Origin of the sequence: Kribbella sp. NBC_00382 (assembly GCF_036067295.1) — a bacterium.
GTDB lineage: Bacteria > Actinomycetota > Actinomycetes > Propionibacteriales > Kribbellaceae > Kribbella.
In genome coordinates, this window is sequence record NZ_CP107954.1 from 8469860 (window position 1) to 8486922 (window position 17063).

Annotated in this window: 14 protein-coding genes; 1 reads left to right on the top strand and 13 read right to left on the bottom strand. The window is 69.2% G+C overall.

The annotated features are described in order from the left end of the window. Positions 1-15: 15 nt before the first annotated feature. From OHA70_RS39675 to OHA70_RS39725, 11 genes are all read right to left on the bottom strand, one after another. Positions 16-1041: a glycosyltransferase family 4 protein gene (locus tag OHA70_RS39675; RefSeq protein ID WP_328327046.1), complete on the bottom strand. Its 1026-nt coding sequence runs from the start codon at positions 1039-1041 to the stop codon at positions 16-18. Then, positions 1038-2657, bottom strand: a complete 1620-nt coding sequence (gene murJ / locus OHA70_RS39680; RefSeq protein WP_328327048.1) for a murein biosynthesis integral membrane protein MurJ — start codon at positions 2655-2657, stop codon at positions 1038-1040. The genes OHA70_RS39675 and murJ overlap by 4 nt, the downstream gene beginning before the upstream one ends. Beyond that, positions 2636-3448 (bottom strand): hypothetical protein, encoded by an 813-nt coding sequence (locus OHA70_RS39685; RefSeq protein ID WP_328327050.1) that lies wholly within the window; start codon positions 3446-3448, stop codon positions 2636-2638. Before OHA70_RS39685 ends, murJ begins: the two co-directional genes overlap by 22 nt. 1 nt (position 3449) lies before the next feature. Further along, on the bottom strand, positions 3450-4397 hold the full coding sequence (locus OHA70_RS39690; protein WP_328327052.1) for a copper transporter: 948 nt from the start codon (positions 4395-4397) through the stop codon (positions 3450-3452). After that, entirely contained in the window at positions 4394-5575 is a 1182-nt protein-coding gene (steA, locus tag OHA70_RS39695) for a putative cytokinetic ring protein SteA (protein ID WP_328327054.1), read from the bottom strand. Before steA ends, OHA70_RS39690 begins: the two co-directional genes overlap by 4 nt. A gap of 112 nt (positions 5576-5687) precedes the next feature. After that, positions 5688-7415 carry a DNA repair protein RecN gene (gene recN / locus OHA70_RS39700; protein WP_328327056.1) on the bottom strand — a complete coding sequence of 576 codons (1728 nt, stop codon included), beginning with the start codon at positions 7413-7415 and terminating at the stop codon, positions 5688-5690. Between the two features lie 3 nt (positions 7416-7418). Further along, positions 7419-8348: an NAD kinase gene (locus OHA70_RS39705; protein WP_328327058.1), complete on the bottom strand. Its 930-nt coding sequence runs from the start codon at positions 8346-8348 to the stop codon at positions 7419-7421. Positions 8349-8383: 35 nt separating this feature from the next. Continuing rightward, positions 8384-9199, bottom strand: coding sequence for a TlyA family RNA methyltransferase (locus OHA70_RS39710; RefSeq protein ID WP_328327060.1), 816 nt, complete (start codon positions 9197-9199; stop codon positions 8384-8386). 16 nt (positions 9200-9215) lie between these two features. Next, a complete protein-coding gene (locus OHA70_RS39715; RefSeq protein WP_328327062.1) occupies positions 9216-10229 on the bottom strand; it encodes a hypothetical protein in 1014 nt (337 codons plus the stop codon). Between the two features lies 1 nt (position 10230). Next, entirely contained in the window at positions 10231-10797 is a 567-nt protein-coding gene (locus tag OHA70_RS39720; RefSeq protein ID WP_328327064.1) for a phasin family protein, read from the bottom strand. 120 nt (positions 10798-10917) lie between these two features. Continuing rightward, complete coding sequence (locus OHA70_RS39725) at positions 10918-12030, bottom strand: HAD-IIA family hydrolase (protein ID WP_328327066.1); 1113 nt, start codon at positions 12028-12030, stop codon at positions 10918-10920. Positions 12031-12054: 24 nt separating this feature from the next. On the opposite strand from OHA70_RS39725, the gene OHA70_RS39730 reads away from it, so the two are divergent. Further along, positions 12055-13218 carry a DUF1015 domain-containing protein gene (locus OHA70_RS39730; protein WP_328327068.1) on the top strand — a complete coding sequence of 388 codons (1164 nt, stop codon included), beginning with the start codon at positions 12055-12057 and terminating at the stop codon, positions 13216-13218. A gap of 4 nt (positions 13219-13222) precedes the next feature. Here the strand turns inward: OHA70_RS39730 and OHA70_RS39735 are convergent, their stop codons facing one another. Further along, a complete protein-coding gene (locus OHA70_RS39735) occupies positions 13223-14356 on the bottom strand; it encodes a CHAD domain-containing protein (protein ID WP_328327070.1) in 1134 nt (377 codons plus the stop codon). Between the two features lie 131 nt (positions 14357-14487). Continuing rightward, a complete protein-coding gene (locus OHA70_RS39740; protein ID WP_328327072.1) occupies positions 14488-15723 on the bottom strand; it encodes a hypothetical protein in 1236 nt (411 codons plus the stop codon). Positions 15724-17063: the final 1340 nt, after the last annotated feature.

A 17063-nucleotide genomic window follows, 5' to 3' on the forward strand; every position in this document is an offset into this window, starting at 1 on the left:
TAAGGCTACCTCTTGTCAGCCGGTGGTCGCGACGAGACCCGCGTAGATGTCGAGCAGATTCTTTGCGACCTCGTCTTCGTCCGGCCACTCCGCGGCTAATTTCAGGCCATCTGTCCGCATAGCGGCCGCCTTGTCCGGATCAGAAAAAACTTCCTGTACTCCGGCCGCGAGCGCCGCCGCGTCCCCCGGAGCGGCCAGTACCGCGCTGTCCCCCACCAACTCCGGTACGCCGCCCACCGCCGTCGCCACGACCGGAACGCCTGCCAGAACCGCCTCCTGAAGCACCAGAGCCCGTGCCTCCCAGTGCGAGGTCAGCAGGAACACGTCAGCCGCACCCAGCAGGTCAGCCACGTCGCTCCGATGGCCGAGCAGCCGTACCGGGAGCTCCTCCGCGTCGATCCGCGCCTGCAGGTTGTCCTTGAGCGGCCCGTCCCCCACCACCACGAAGACGGCGTCTGAGCGCTGAGACGCCACGGTCGCCGCAACCGACAACAGGGTCGGGTAGTCCTTCTGCGGGGCCAGCCGCCCAACCGAGAGCACCAGTGGCCCGTCCCCCACGCCCAGGGCTTCGCGGACCTCCGCGGCCGGCGTACGAGCCTCTGGTAGTGCTGGAGCCGCTACCGGCGCCAACTGCACCTTTCGGGCGCCCAGCGACTTGGCGAGCTCCACGAGGTCGCTAGACGCTCCTAGAGTCAGGTCGGCTCCACGAGCCACCAGGCGCTGCCCGAGTCGCATGACGACTCCACGCGGCCCAGTGGTCAGGATGGCGTTGTGCCAGGTCACCACTAGCGGGCGGAGGTTGGCCCGGTCGCGCAGCGCCGCAGTACCGGCTCGGTAGCCGTGTGCGTGGATCACGTCGCAGCCACGCAACCCAGCAGCCTGTACTACGACAGTCGCGTCGCCGAAGTCGAAGTGTTCGGCGGTACCGGGTGGGGCGCAGACGACAACCTCGTGGCCGGCCTCGAGGAAGCGCGGCACCAGTGAAGCGACGTGCTGCCCGATCCCACCCCGGGACTCCGCCAGCAGCAAGCCGATCCTCATGACGTCTCCTCCACAACAGTTGGCACACCCCGGCGCAGCAGCGCTCGGGCGTCCGGACGATCCAGAGCAATCGCGACCGCGGCGTACACGATCACGACAGCCAGGCCGGAGAGTATCGAGAACACCAGGGCACCGCCCCAGCCACCGTCACTAGCCGGCAGTGCGACGAGCCACCCGGCCGCACCGGCCAGTACTGCACCGACGAGCGCAGCAAGCGTCGCGCGGGACAACCCACCGAGCACACCAGGTCCGGCCACCCGTCGCAAGACCACGAGCAGTACAACGGCACCTGCCACCATGCCGATCGACATTGCTGCCGCTAGCGCTCCTACAGCCTCCGAACCGTCCCACTGCAGCGTGAGCAGGATCCCGGCCACAGCGACGACCAGCCAGGCTCCACCGGTCACTACCGCGACCTGGCGTCCGGCATGCCGCGCATAGAGCACTCGGCCGACATGCATGAGCACCGCGAAGGCGATGATCGCGGGAGCGAAGGCCACGAGTCCTGCAGCCAGCGAAGTGGCCTGACCTTCCTGCACCCGTCCGTCGTTGTACGCGAAGATGCGGGCGACGGGGACCGCAGTACCGACCAGCAGCGCGGCACCGGCTCCCCCGGCGAGCATGACGGCTCGAGTCGAGGTGGCGGCGTAGAGGTCGAAGGACGCTGAGCCTGACTCATACGCAGCCGCCAGCCGCGGGAAGACCGCAGTGGTGATCGGCACGGCCAGTACTGCGTAGGGCAGCAGGTAGACGGCATTGGCCCAGGTGTAGACCGCGATGCTTCCCGCAGCGCCTCGGTGGTTCGCGAGGTAGGTCGTGACGACGAAGGCCAACTGCTGGGCGACCAGTACCGCGAGACCTGCGGCAGCGAGCTTGCGTAGTACGGGGCCGACGCCCGGGTCGAGGCGCAGAGTCGGCTTGATCGGCAGGCGCAGGAAGAGCATCGGCACCAGGACAGTGAGCGCTAGCGCCAGAACACCCGCAGTGGTGCCCCAGGCAAGCAAGTCGGCTGCGCCCTGCGAGGCCTGGTCTGCACTGGGAGCCATGGCGGCGAAGGCGAAGTAGGTCGCCACCACTACGAGGCTGGAGATCAGCGGAGCGACAGCACCCGCGGCAAAACGCTTGTGGGATTGGAGAACGGCCGTGGCGACGACGGTGATCGCGTAGCCGAAGACCTGCGGCACGAAGATCAGCAGCATCCGGGTGGCGGTGTTGCCTGAGCCGCCGCATTCGGGGCCGGCGTCGAGCATCGCGGAGGTGTAGCGCGAGGCGAAAAGCCAAGCCAGCAAGGCGAAAGGCGTCAGCAGCACGAGCGACCAGGTCAGCAACGCACCGATGATCCGCCCTTGCGCAGCCCGATCACCTCTCGCGACCGGCCCGGCCAGTACTGGAATCACCGCACCGGCGAGCGCGCCACCGACGACGATTTCGAAGACGACGTTCGGCAGTTGGTTGGCCGTCGCGTACGCGTCAGCAAGACAGCCGGCACCAACCGTCTTGGAGAACACCAACCACCGGCCGAACCCGACCACCCGGGCAAGGACCGTGACACCCGCGACCAACAAGGCGGCCCGAGCGATGCGCCCACCCGCGTTCACCGGGGGCGTCGGCCCCACTGGTCGATCTTGTCGAGCACGGGGGTGTTCGCGATCACCTTGGTGAAGCTGACCTTCTCGCTCGCCAGGTTGAGCGCGACGACCGCGCCCAGGGCGAGCACCTTCAGCGGACGCGGCAGCGCGGACGCGAGCGCAGTACCGGTGATGGCGCCGAGTCCGTTGGCTCCGCAGTCACCGAGCATCGAGCGCTCACCGAGATCCGAGGGCGCGGAAGCAGCAGCAGCTCCGACGACTGCGGCAGCGGGGCCACCTGCCACGAGAGCAACGGGAGCGCTGACCGCCGTGATGCCCTTCAACGCGCGGCCCGGGCGGAGGTCGAGCAGGTTCGCGAGGTTCGCAGTACCGGCGATCAAGGCGCCATCGGCAACGATCTCGACGACGCCACCGAAGCCCTTCGACCGACGAGGCAAGATGGCCGCAGCGGCCAGTCCTGCCGCGCCGACTCCGAGGATCTTCACCGAACCGCTGGTCACCTCGCCACGGCGCAGAGCCGTCAAATGACCACGGAATCCCTTGGTTTCGGTGGCTCCGGCAAGATCGTCATACGCGCCGACAGCACCGGAGACCGAGCCCGCCAGCAAAGCAGCAGCCTTCACCCGGCCGTCCGAGCGACCAGCCGCGACTCCGGCCAGCGCGCCGAGCACCGCGATCGGGCCTTCCAGCAAAGTGACCGTCTCGCCGCGGTGGTTGGTCCGCTCGAACGGCGCGCGGCTCTCCTTCGGCAACTTCGCCGCGGCGCGCTCCAGCCCGGCCGTCGCGGCAGCAGAGATCACCGCACCCAACAGACCCATCTCAGTTGCTGCCCTTCACCTGGTCGGCCGTCGGCGCGACGCCGTTCTTCGCATCGACCCCGCCGTACTGCCCGGCCTTGCCGCCGGCCTGCTCGACCAGCGCGAAGACCACCGTCATCTGACCGCTCGGCAGGTTCGCGACGTCGACCGATGACAGCCCCTTGGTCGCCTGCGAGTCGCCGCGCAGCGCCTTCAGCAGGCCGCCGTTCTGGGCGGACTCGGGCACCCCGGCGACCACCACACCGGCACTGGCCGCGTCGAGTCCTTCGGCGAAGTCGACCGAGTCGTTGTACGACGAGTTGTCCGGCAGCGGCGTCGGCGGCTTGGCCGCCACCAGCACGATCAGCGTGCCGCGGTCCTTCGGGGTCGGCTTCAGCGAGACCAGCTTCGCGCTGCTCAGCCCGTTGATGATCTTGATCGCCTCGGTGTCGACCGTCTTGGCGTCTTCCTTGGCGGCCACGCCACGGGCCAGGATCATCCCGGCCCGCTCGTAGGTGTTGCTCTCGGCCGGGAACTGCAGATCGCTGGTGACGAGATCGTTGACCAGCGGCTCGACCAGCTGGCGCTGTCCCGGGTCGAACAGCTTGCTGTCCAGCGAGACCCGGGTGGTGACCTGACCGCCGGCCTGCTCGATCTTGTCCTGGATCGAGTTCGTCATGTCGCTGTCCGCGTTCGGCATCGTGACCAGCACGATCCGCTTGTTCGCGAGCTTGCCGTCGGCCAGCCCGGCGGTCACCTTGGCCACATAGTCGTCGCGGTACTTGTCCAGGGCCTTCGCCTGGATCAGCTCGGCCCGCGCGTCGGCCAGCGAGTCGCGGTCCTTGGCGGCCTGCGCCTGGACCAGGTCGCTGCCGGTGCCCTTCAGCGGCCCGGCGCCCAGCACCACACCGGCGCCGAGGGCGAAGAAGATCGCCACGATGGAGACGATGTGATAGCGAAAGTCGATCACGTGAAAAGCTCCCGGATCCAATAGACGAAGTCGTTCCAGCGCGCCCGCAGGATCGACCAGACAACGTCGTCGGCGCCGATGGCGACCATGGCCACCCCGAGCGCGAACAGTCCGGCCACGACCAGCGCGACCACCTGAAGGGTCGACACGCGGCTCCGGTAGAGCCGGCCGACGCCCTTGGCGTCCACCAGCTTCGCACCGACCCGCAGCCGGGTGATGAAGGTACTCGCCATTCCGGAGCGTCCCTTGTCGAGGAACTCCACCAGCGAGTTGTGGGTGCCGACCGCGACGATCAGCGAGGCACCCTTCGAATCGGCGAGCAGCATCGCGACGTCCTCGCTCGTCCCGGTCGCCGGGAACTCGATCGACTCGACACCGAGCCGCTCCAGCCGCTCCGATCCCGGCGCGTGACCGTTGCGGTAGGCGTGCACGACGACCTCCGCGCCGCACTTGAGCGTCTCGTCCTTGACCGAGTCCATGTCGCCGACGATCAGGTCAGGCACGTACCCGTTCTCCACCAGGGCGTCCGCGCCGCCGTCGACACCGATCAGGACCGGCCGGTACTCCCGGATGTACGGCCGCAGAGCGACCAGGTCCTCGCGGTAGTCGTAGCCGCGGACCACGATCAGGACGTGCTTGCCGTCCATCGCCGTATGCACGTCCGGTACGCCGATGCCGTCCAGCAGCAGGTCGCGCTCCTGACGCAAGTACTCCAGGGTGTTCGCGGTGAAGGCCTCGAGCTGGGTCGACAGTCCGGCGCGGGCATCGTCCATCAACTGGGCGACGGACGCGCTGTCCTGGACCACACCCTTCGCGACGACTTCCTCACCGCGGTACAGGATGCCGTCGTTCAGCCGGACGCGCTCGCCCTCGTGCAGGACGGAGAAGACCTCACGGCCGATCCCGTCGACGAGCGGGATGCCGGCCTCGACCAGGATCTCGGGACCGAGGTTCGGGTAGCGGCCGGAGATCGAGTCCGCCACGTTGACGACCGCGGCGACCTTGCAGTCGACCAGTGCCTCGGCGCTGACCCGGTCCAGATCAACATGGTCGATCACCGCGATCTCGCCCGGCTTGAGCCGTTTGGTGAGATTCTTGGTACGGCGATCGAGCCGGACCACCCCGGCGGTCCCGGGCAGTTCAGTTGGGCGTGCTCGACGCAGACTGGGCAGCTTCATCGCTTACTCATCCTGCCATGTCAAGAGCCTTCCGCCCGCCTTTTGAAGCCGTAGCCCGGTGACGGTGCGTTAAATCATCCTTTTGAACCAGGATCTTCCGCCCCGCACTCCGTCAGTCTTTTTTCTTCTTCCTGGGCTTCTTGTGCCGCTCGGCCGCCAGCGCGAGCAATTCCTCTGCGTGCGCTTGGGCCGCGTCGGAATGCTCAAGACCGGCCATCATCCGCGACAGCTCCTTCAGCCGGGCGTCGTCGTCGAGCGCGACCAGACCACTCGTGGTGACGGATCCGTCGTCGCTCTTCAGCACCACAGCGTGACGATCGGCGAACGCCGCCACCTGCGGCAAGTGCGTCACCACGATGACCTGTGCCTTCTCCGCCAGCCGCGCGAGCCGCTTGCCGACCTCGACCGCGGCCCGCCCGCCAATGCCGGCGTCGATCTCGTCGAACACCAACGTCGGTACGGGATGCGTGTCCGACAGGATCACCTCGAGCGCCAGCATGACCCGCGAAAGCTCACCACCCGAGGCAGCCTTCTGCAGCGGGCGTGCCGGGCTCCCCGGGTTCGCCGCGAAGCAGAACTCGATCTCGTCGGCGCCGTACGGTCCGGGCGCCGTCTCGTGGATCTCCACGGTCAGGGTCGCGTGCGGCATCGCGAGTCCGCTCAGCTCCTCCGACACAGCCACACCGAGTCTGGCCGCCGCCTCGCGGCGCGCAGTACTGACCTGGTCGCCGAGATCCTTCAGCTGGGCCCGCAGCTCGGTCAGCTCGGCGGTGAGCTGCTCGACCCGCTCGTCGCTGCCGTCCAGCTCGGCCAGCCGCGCTGCGGACCGCTTCGCCCACTCCAGTACTTCGTCGACCGTGCCCTGCTCGCCACCATGCTTGCGAACCAGCGTATTCAGCAGCGAACGCCGCTCGCTGACCACAGAGAGCCGGGCCGGATCAGTGTCCACATCCGACGCGTACGACGAAAGCTCGCCGGCCAGGTCTGCGGCGAGGTACCCGAGTTCGCTCGCGTGGTCGGCCAATTCGGCCAGCTTCGCGTCGTGTTCGCGTTCACCGTCGAGCGCCTGCTTCGCCAATGCCAGTAGGCCGAGTACGTCTGATGGCCGGGTGGAGTCCAGGTCCTCGGCGGCGAGCGCGTCGGCGGCGGTCGTGGCCGCAGTACGGAGGCCGTCCGCGTAGGCGAGTCGCTCCTCCTCGGCCGCGAGCTCGACGTCCTCACCGGGCAGCGGCTCGGCCTTGGCGATCTCCTCCAGCCCGAAGCGCAGCAGATCCGCCTCGGACAGCCGGTCGCGTTCGCGGGTGGTCAGCTCGGTCAGCTCGGTCTCGATCTCGCGATGCCGCCGGTACGCCGTGCTGTACTCCCCCAGCGGAACCAGAACCGCCTTGCCCGCAAAGGTGTCGAGCGTCTCGCGCTGCCTGGCCGGTTGCAGCAACCGCCACTGGTCGGCCTGGCCGTGGATCGCGACCAGATCGCCCGACACCTCGGCCAGTACCGACACCGGTACCGAAGCGCCGCCGAGGAACGCCCGCGAGCGACCCTCCGACGACAGCTCGCGCGCGATCAGCAGCTCGTCGTCGTCCAGCTCGCCGCCACGGTCCTCGGCCTGCTGCACGATCGACTTCGGTACGTTGCTCGCGCGCCCCTCGACCCGGGCCCGCCGCACGCCGTGCCGGACCAGCCCACTGTCGGCGCGGCCGCCGAGCAGCATGTTCACGCCCGTCACGACCATCGTCTTACCGGCCCCGGTCTCGCCGGTGACCGCGGTGAAGCCCGGATCGAGCTCCAGCGTGGCGTCCTCGATCACGCCCAGCCCGGTGATGCGGATCTCCGAGAGCATGGTCTAGTTCTCCTCTTGTGACGCTTGGTCGCGCTCGGCGCGTCCGCGCCAGCCGAGCACCGGTAGATCGAACTTGGCGACCAGCCGGTCGGTGAAGGACGCCTCGTGCGCCCTCGCCAGCCGGACCGGCGTCCTGCCACGCCGAACAACGATTCGCGCGCCCGGCGGTACCTCGACCATGCGCCGGCCGTCGCACCACAGCACCCCGCGTCCGTGCCAGGCGGCGATCAGCTCGATCGACAGCTGCGACGTCGGCGCCACCACGATCGGCCGGGAGAACAACGCGTGCGCGCTGAGCGGCACCATCAGGATCGCCTCGACCTCGGGCCAGACGATCGGCCCGCCCGCCGAGAACGCGTACGCCGTACTGCCGGTCGGCGTCGCGACCACGACCCCGTCACAGCCCCAGCGCGACAGCGGCCGGCCGTCGACCTCGACCATCACCTCGAGCATCTTCTCCCGGGCAGCCTTCTCGACACTGGCCTCGTTGAGCGCCCAGGTGTCGAAGATCAGCTCGTCGTCGTGCCACACGTCGACCGCGAGCGTCATCCGCTCCTCGACCGTGTACGTGCGATCGACCACCACGTCGACGATCCGCTCCAGGTCGTCGCGCTCGGCCTCGGCGAGGAACCCGACGTGGCCGAGGTTGACGCCCAGTACCGGCGTACCGTGCGGGCGGGCCAGTTCGGCGCCGCGCAGGATCGAGCCGTCGCCGCCGAGCACGATGATCAGCTCGACGTCCTGGGCCGCCTTCGCCGGGTCCTCGGCGATCTCGACCGGCTCGAGCTTCATCGCCTCGAACTCTTCGGTCAGCAACCGGACCACCAGCCCGGCGCCGGTCAGCAACCGATGCGCCTCGCGGGCCACCTCCACGGCCAGGTCGCGGCCGGTGTGCGTCACCAACAGCACGCGCCGGGGCTCCGGCTCGACCACGGGGACCTGCCCTTCAGCTGTAGACGCAGCCACGTTCACTGCGGGCCGCTCTCGATAGCGGTCCGGAGCATCGTCTCATCGAGCGGCGGCGCTGTACGGCGTATCCACAGGAAGTATTCGACATTTCCTGACGGACCCGGCAGTGGACTGGCCGCGACACCGGCCACGCCCCAGCCCAGGTCGGCCGCTTTCCGGGCGACGCCGCGGACCGCGTCAGCGCGGAGTACCGGGTCCCGGACCACGCCGCCCTTGCCCAGGCGCTCCTTGCCGACCTCGAACTGCGGCTTCACCATCAGTACCAGGTCGCCGTCGGGTTTCACGACGGCGAGCAGAGCGGGCAGCACGATCGTCAGCGAGATGAAGCTGAGGTCGCTGACGACGAGGTCGACCGGGTCGCCGCCGATGTCCTCGAGGGTCAGCGTGCGGACGTTGGTGCGATCCATCACGGTCACGCGCTCGTCCGTCTGCAACGCCCAGACAAGCTGCCCGTAACCGACGTCGACCGCGATCACGCTGGCCGCGCCGTTCCTGAGCAGTACATCGGTAAAGCCGCCGGTAGACGCACCCGCGTCCAGACACCGCCGATCCTTCACCTGTACTTCGCTGAAGGCCTCCAGGGCCCCAACAAGCTTGTGCGCACCGCGGCTCGCATACCCCGGATCATCGGTCTCAGACGTGTCGACCAGGATCGCCGCGTCCGCGCCGACACCCGTAGCCGGCTTGGTCGCAACCGTCCCCGCGACCTTCACCTTGCCCGCCAGCACCAGTTCACTGGCCTGCTCCCGCGACCTCGCGAGCCCGCGCCGAACCAACTCAGCATCCAGCCGGGACCGCTTCACCCCTTTAGCCATGCGTCCCCGCGGTCACTCAACCCCGGTCGCCATGCTCAGCGTCCGCCTCCACCAAAGCCGTCTGCAGCCGCTCATGCAGGTCCGCATAGACCTCCGCATGCTCCCCCACAGCCCGCTCCCGCAACCCATCCAACCGCTCAATAACATCCTCAACCAACGGATGCGCTCCGTCCTCAGCAGGCTCATCGGCAGCCTGTACTGCAGGCGCCGGGGTGGAAGGACGAGGAAACGCCGCACCAGGCGTAGGCGCACCCGGCCGAGGAGCCGCAGAAGCCGCCAGCCCACCAGCAGCAGGTGCCGAAGGCCCCGGTACTGCGGGCGCATGCGCGGCAGCACCAGGCGCCGAAGGGCCCGGTACCGCGGGCGCGTGGGCGGCGGGTGCCGAGGGCACCGGCGAGCCGGGCCGGGCGAAGCCTTGCCCGGGCACGGGCCGGGCGAACCCTTGCCCAGGTACCCCCGGACGAGGAGCGGGCCGCTCAACCACCACATCCGGCCCCGGCGAAGCCTGGCCAGACGAAGGCGCGGCCGGTCGCGGGAAAGTCTGGGCGGGTGAGGGGGCTGGGGGGCGTGGCGAGGAGTCGGCGGCCGGAGGTGCTGGGGCAGCGTGGTGCTGCGGCTCCGGCACTGGCTCGGAGGCCGGCTCAGCTTCGGCTACGGGCTCGGTTTCGGCTACGAGCTCGGCTTCGGCTACGGGCTCGGCCGGTTGGTCGTCGTACGACTCGTCCAGTCCGTCGTCCACGAAGGAATGCTGCGTCGGCTCCTCCAGCGAGGCCTCGAAAGCCTGCTCGGTGTCTTCCACCGGCTCCGGGTCTGGTTCTGGGGTGGGGTCGCCGTAGACGGTGAAGCCTGCGAGGAGGGGGTCCGTGTGGGGGCGGCCCTGGAGGGTCGGGTTCACCCAACGGGTGTGGGACTCGGGGCCGGGTTCGGTGTCGTAGTCGGGGCGGGGCTGCTCGTCGGGCTCAGGGTCGTAGCCCGGCTCGACGTCGGGGTCGACCGCCGGGGGGAACTGCTCGCCGGGGTAGTCGGTCACGTCACGCCTTCTTCGCCGGGGCCTTCTTGGCCGTCTTCTTGGCTGCCGTCTTCTTGACCCCGGCCTTCTTGGCGGGCGCAGCGGCCGTCGTCTTCTTGGCAGCGGTCTTCTTGATGGCCGGCGTCTTCACCGCAGCCTTCTTCACGGTCACGGCAGACTTCTTCGCCGCGGGTCGGGACGCCGCAGCCGCAGGCGCCGGAGCAGAGGCAGCCCGAGCCGGAGCAGCTGTAGCCGAAGCGGCGGCCAACGCGTCGTGAGCGTCCGACAGCTCGCGCTCGAGACCGTCAACCCGCCGGCTCAGCGCCGCGACCTCCTCGGACCGGACGAACCCGAGCCGCGCCACCGCGCCCTCGACCTCGTTCGCCACGATCGCCTGCAGCAGCTGCCGGTTGCTCTTGCTGGTGGCAACGATCTCCTCGGCCAGGTCGCTCACCTTGGTGGTCACGCCGGCCGTCAGCGCGTCCGCGCCGGTCTGCTGCAACAGCGCCTTCGCGGCCTGCTGCGCACGCTGCTTGGTCACCTCGGTCAGGCCGTTCGCCAGCTGTACGTAGCCGCGCAATGCATCCATCACCATGAGAAACCTCCGACTTGATGCTGTCCTGGCGCCGTCGCCCCGGTCAGGCTCAGTTGCCAGCCACGGTATCGCGCCCGCCGCGTAATACCAGCCCACCTACGCCCATACCAGCGGTTACTTGTCCAGACCGACCCGGTGCAGGGCCGCTCCGATCTCGATCGAACCCAGCTCCGGCGCCGGCTTCGGCAACGGCCGCCGCCCCCGCGCAGCGCTCTTTGCTGCCGTCTTCGCAGCAGGCTTGGCCGGTGCGTCCACTGCCGCCCAGGTCGCTGACAGGATCGCCCGCAACCCGTCGTACGGCTCGCCCTCGCCCGTCACAGCCACTGCGCCGTCAACAACCGAAGCGGTCCAGCCTTCACAGCTGTGCTTCGCGCCGTCGACCGTCACACCCGGATGCTTCTGCCGCAAGGCGCCGAGCCCAGCACCGATGTACGTCGGCCGCTCGTTCTTCGGCGCCGCCGCGAGGTCATAAGCATCGTGTACGCCGGTAGCAACCCAAAGACTGGCGATCCCGACGTTGTGCGCGCCGGCGATATCGGAGTCCAGCCGGTCCCCGATCATCAACGGCCGCTCAGCCTTCAGCCGCTCGATGCTCGTCTCCAGCAACGGCGCCTCCGGCTTGCCGGCCACCACCGGATCCACCTCGACAGCCGCCCGTACCGCCTGGACCAGCGTCCCGTTGCCCGGCGCCTTGCCGCCCGCGGTCGGAATCGTCAGATCAAGATTCGTCGCGAACCACTTGGCGCCCTCGTTGATCGCGTGCGCACCGTCCGCGAGCATCACCCAGTTCACATCGGGATGAAAGCCCTGTACTACGGCCACCGGGTTCGCGTCACTGCTCCGGACCGGCTTCAGCTCGTACTCCTCGAGCGCCGCGATCAGCCCCTCGCCACCGACCACGAGCACCGGCGACCCCTTCGGGAACTCCTTCGCGATCAGCTTCGCCGCAGCCTGCGCCGAGGTGACGACGTCCTCGCCGATCACGTCCAGCCCGAACGACGCCAGATGCTCGGCGACCACGGAGGCCGGCCGGCTCGCGTTGTTGGTGATGTACCCGATCCGCATACCCTCGGCGGCGGCCTTTCGCAGGTTCTCCGGCGCGTCCGGCACGGGATCCGGGCCGACGTAGACCACGCCGTCCAGATCGAGCAGCGCAACGTCGTACCGGGCGGCGAGCGGTTCGTCACAAGCCGACAGTGGAGCGGGCGATTCCTGTGTCTTGGTCATGCTTCCCCCCGTACGATGCCGCCCATGTCAGAAGCGTCCGCAAGCGTGCTGCGGCTCGACCCGCTGCGGGCCTGGCGGTTCGTCGCGGGCAAGGTGAGCGCACTCGGCGCGGTGACCTCGCCGCCGTACGACGTACTGGAACCCGCCATCGTCCGGCGGCTGACTGACTCTGATCTCCACAACATGGTGAGGCTCATCCTTCCACGCGATCCCGACCTCGGCCCCGGCCGGTACGACGAGCCCGCCCGGCGACTCTCCACGTGGCAGCGCGAGGGGGTGGTGATCCAGGACGGCCGACCCGCTCTCTACGTGTACGAGCAGCAGTTCCAGGGCGCCGTACTGTGCGGGCTGGTCGGCTCGCTCGCGCTCGATCCGGCTCGCCGGGTGGTACTGCCGCACGAGGACGTGATGCCGCAGTGGGTCGACGACCGGTTCGAGCTGATGGAGGCGACCGATGCGGATCTGGAGCCGATCCTGCTCGCCTACAACGGCGGCCAGGTGGCCAGCGACGCCGTCGACGAGGCCCGCGCGGGTGAGCCGTGGCTGGTCGCCGACACCGAGAACGGCGCACACCACCGGATCTGGCGGATCGACGACCAGGAGCTGCTGACCAAGATCGCCGAGGAACTCGCGACCCACGAGGCCCTGATCGCCGACGGCCACCACCGCTACGCGGCGTACCTGGAGCGCAACCGGCGCGAACCCAACCGCGACGGCACCGACGTCGGCCTCGCCATGCTGGTCGACAACGACCGGCACCCGCTGACGCTTGACCCGATCCACCGCGTCGTACCGGGGCTCACCCTGGACCTGGTGTCTTCCCGTACGCCGGACGGCTGGCAGGTGCTCCCTGGTCGCGTGGAGGGCGTGCCAGACCGCATAGCGATCACTGACGGCACCTCCTGGGTGACGCTGCAGTCCACGGAGGGTCAGGTGACTCCTACTGTCGCCCTGCTCCACAGGGAGTTGCTGCCCGCCTGGGGAGTGCCTGCGGACGAGATCACCTTCCACCACGCGCTTGCGGACGCAGTAGCCCTCGCTGGGCCGCAGCAGGCCGCAGTGGAGCTCGTAGCGCCTCGGATGGACCAGGTACTGCGGTCAGCCGTGCGCGGCGTCGTACTGCCGCAGAAGGCGACCTCGTTCGGTCCCAAGCCGCGTGTGGGGCTGCTGTTCCGGATGCTCAGCTAGTTGCTCATGGCCGGTGGTACTGGCCCAGGAACTCCTCACACAGCGGCTTGCGTGCCGCCCGGTGGCGCTCGGTCAGCCGTCCGAGCGTGAAGGACAGCTCCGCGTCGCTCTGAGCGGCCGCATCCTTGGCCAGTCCGGTGAGCGCATCGGCCGCCGCGCAATGGTCCTGGTGCTGCCCTAAAAGCTCCTGGAACCTCGCCGCCTGTACTGCAACGTCGCGCGCCTCATCGCCGAGCACCGAGGCACTGGTGTCGGCGGCGTACCGGACCCGCTTGGCCAGCAACCGGACCTCGTGCCAGTCATCATCCGGCGACCACGGCTTCAGCAACTCGGCCGAGTCTTCGAACTTCCGGCGGGCCGATTTGAGCAGCTTCGGGAGCAGTTCGGCGCTCGTCTTCCCGGCCAGCTCGTTGAGTTCGGGGGCTTCGGCAACCACCTTCAAATCCCTTACCAGCAAGGCGGTCCGCTGCCCCAGCACCACTTCGGCCGACTGTGCCGACGCCCGCTCCAGCCCCACCGTCAACGTCCCAAGAATCGTCGCCACGTGATCCGGATCGTCCTCACTAGTCACGCTCTCGCGCACCAGTTCCGCGATCACCTCAAGATCCCGAGCCTCCCCACAACCGTTGGCCAGCCAAGCCAACTCCTCCCGCAACCGCCCGCTCCAATCCCCCGCGATCACCTTCCTGAACAGCTTCAGATCACTCCGCAACCGCCGGCAGGACACCCGCACCTGATGGATCGCGTCATCCTCCCCACGCTCCACCATCCCCACAGCCTTCCCTAGCCGCCGAACCCCCTTCTCAACAGCCCGCCCCACCAACTCCCCCACCAACAACTCACCACCCCGCTGGTCAGCGGTCGCCCCACCCGCCGGGGCCGTACCCGCCACCCCTTCAGCGGTCGGTGCATCCGCTGGGGGCGTACCCGCCGACCCGTCAGCGGTCGCTGGATCGGCTGAGGGCGTACCGGCCGACCCTTCGGAGGTCGGTGCATCCGCTGGGGGCGTACCGGCTGGCCCTTCGCCGGCCGCTGGATCGGCTGAGGGCGTACCGGCCGAGACGTCAGCGGGCGGCGCAGCCGACTCGCCCACCGCTGCTCCGGCTGTCGGCGTACCTGGTCGTACCTCGGCTGTCATCGCCCCATTCTCGTCGCTCCCCGGCGCCTACGCCCCGCCACGCCGACCGTCCCCGGACAAGCCGAACGGCCCGGGCGAGCAGCAGATTTCTCCACCGCCCACCCGGGCCGTTCACCAATTACATCCAGCGACTACTCCGCTGACTTCCCGTCGACCTTCGCCTCGTCGCCCTCATCGTCCGAGCCGCCCTCAGCGGACTCATCGGAGTCATCGTCCGCCGAGTCGTCATCGTCCGAGTCATCGCCATCGTCGTCCGACTCAGCCGCGTCGTCCTCGTCAGACTCGTCGTCTTCGTCAGAGTCGTGAACGTCGTCGGACTCATCGTCATCGTCTTCGTCAGACCCGTCGACGTCATCGGACTCGTCGTCTTCGGCGTCGAGCTCGTCGGAGTCGTCGTCCGTGTCGTCTTCGTCCGTGGCGTCGTCGGTGTCGTCGTCCGACTCGTCGTCGTGGTCGTCGACTACCTCGATGATGACTTCGTCTTCGTCGTCCTCGTCGAGGTCGGTGAAGGTAAGGCCTTCGAGTTCGGCGGCGCGCTCGGCGGCTCCGGTGGAACCGTCCTGGTCGGAGCCGGCGGCGCGGTGGAACCAGGTCAAGGCTTCGTCCGTACGACCCGCCTCAGCCAGCGCATCGGCGTACGCGTAACGCAGTCGCGGCAACCACTCGGCGCGAGTCCGCTTGGTCAGCTCGGGGATCTCGAGGACCTGGATCGCCGCAGCCGTCTGGCCCATGTCGCGCCGGGCTCCGGCCGCCACGATCAGCATCTCGATCTGTGAGCCCTCCTCCAGCGTCAGCACGGCCTTCTCCTGCGACAACGCCAGCGCCTTCTCCGGGTGGCCGAGCGCACGCTCGCAGTCGGCCATCGCCGGCAGTACCTCATGGTTGCCGGTCATCCGCCGCACCGCACGGAACTCGGTCAGCGCCTCGGCGTAGTGCTCGGACAGGTACGCCGTGATCGCCACAGCCTCCCGTACTCCGCCCAGCCGCGCCGCCAGCCGTCGCGCCGTCTTGGCGTGCAGGTAGGCAAGATCCGGATCGTCTTCCAGGAACCGCCCGGACGCCACCAGGTGCTGCGCGACCAGGTCGGCGAGGGTACGCGGCAACGAGCGCAGCTCGGCCTTCATCCCCTTGTCGAGCTCCGCCCCGGTGATCCCGACCGGAATGACCGGGTCGTCCTTGCGCGGGCCGACCCTCTCCTCGTCCTGACGCCCGACACCACGTCCGCCGCGGTCACCGCGATCACGGTCGTTCCGCCCGCGCCCACCACGCTCTTCACGCCGAGGCGCCGGCCGGTCGTCCCGACGCGGTCCACGATCGTTGCGGGGAGCCGCATCCTGATACCCGGTCCGCTCGTCCCGCCGCGGCACAGAACCCGTCCGGTCATCACTCCGCGGCCCAGTCCGAGCGCCACCCCTGAACCCAGTAGGCCGGTCATCCCGAGGAGGCCCAGACCGAGCCCCACCCTGGTACCCGGTACGCGGCGCCGACCGCTCATCCCGCTTAGGAGCCCCACGGTCATCCCGCCGAGGCGCACTGCGCTCATCCCGGCTGTACCCGCCGCGGTCGTCACGCGAAGCCCCGCGGTCAGCCCCACGGCTGTCCCCACGCGGCGCGGACCGATCATCGCGGCTGTACCCACCACGACTGTCCCCACGCGGCGCAGAACGGTCATCACGGTTGTACCCACCACGGTCGTCCCCACGCGAAGCGGAACGGTCATCGCGGTTGTACCCACCACGGTCGTCCCCACGCGAAGCGGAACGGTCGTCACGGTTGTACCCACCACGGTCGTCACGCTGCGGGGTGTTGCGCTCATATCCACCGCGGTCATCGCGACGCGGCGCGGAGCGGTCGTCACGGTTGTATCCGCCACGATCGTCGCGGTTGTAGCTGCCGCGGTCGTCGCGGCCAGAGCCTGCGCCGCCACGCGGGGCGGAGCGGCCGTCGGAACCTAGAGGCGAACGGTCGTCACGACGGGCACTGCCACGGTCGTCACGACGCGGTCCACGGTCGTCGCGGTCAGACAGCTGTCCCTTGAACGGGTCGCGTCCCGGATCGCCCTTGTCGTCCCACCGCGTGTTCCGCTTCGGAGCCGGCTTGTCATCCCGACGCGGCCCACCACTCCGCGGACCACCAGTAGACCCACTCGTACGCGGCGCCCCACTGCGCCCATCACCAGAAGCACTCCACGACCCACGCGCTCCACCAGACGACCCGCCACGCGAGCCACCCGAAGAGCTACCGCCGTAGCCACCACCAGAGCCACCCCGCGAACCGCCGGACGAACCTCCGCCGTAGCCACCGGAACCGCCCCGGGAACCGCCGGAGGAGCTGCCGCCGTACGAACCGCCGGAAGAGCCGCCGCTGTAGCCGCCGCCAGATCCGCCGCGGGGAGCACCCGACGACGAGCCTCCTCGAGGCGCGCCGCTCGAGCCACCGCGGGGGGCGCCGGAGGACGAACCGCCCCGGGGCGCGCCGCTAGAGCCGCCACGGGGGCCGCCGGTCGAACCGCCGCGAGGGGCGCCGGAGGAACCGCCTGAGCGGGGACCGCCGGTGTTTCCGCCGCCGGCACGACCCGATCCGCCGGACGAACCACGGCCGGAGCGATCGCCCGGACCAGAGCGGGGGTTGCGAGGTGGCGTAGCCACGGTGACTCCTATCGGTCGTACGAGGTGAAAACGGCGCTCAGACAAAAGTACAGGCACAA